General features: G+C 55.8%; 1 rRNA gene. It reads right to left on the bottom strand.

Annotated features, from left to right (window positions below):
• Positions 1 to 274 (bottom strand): 16S ribosomal RNA (locus ACTHS4_RS11950); the annotation flags it as partial.

Below are 274 nucleotides of genomic sequence, written 5' to 3'. Positions count from 1 at the left end.
GAACTCTAGTCCGCCCGTATCGAATGCAGGCCCGGAGTTGAGCCCCGGGTTTTCACATTCGACGCGACGAACCGCCTACGAGCTCTTTACGCCCAATAATTCCGGACAACGCTCGCACCCTACGTATTACCGCGGCTGCTGGCACGTAGTTTGCCGTGGCTTATTCAGGGGATACCGTCCTTTCTCTTCTCCCCTAAAAGAAGTTTACGACCCGAGGGCCTTCATCCTTCACGCGGCGTTGCTGGTTCAGGCTTTCGCCCATTGACCAAAATTC

The organism is Neisseria sp. P0014.S009 (genome assembly GCF_051958155.1).
GTDB classification, from domain to species: Bacteria; Pseudomonadota; Gammaproteobacteria; order Burkholderiales; family Neisseriaceae; genus Neisseria; species Neisseria flavescens_C.
The sequence above is the reverse complement of the archived record's forward strand: the minus strand, read 5'-3'. Positions and strand labels throughout refer to the sequence as shown.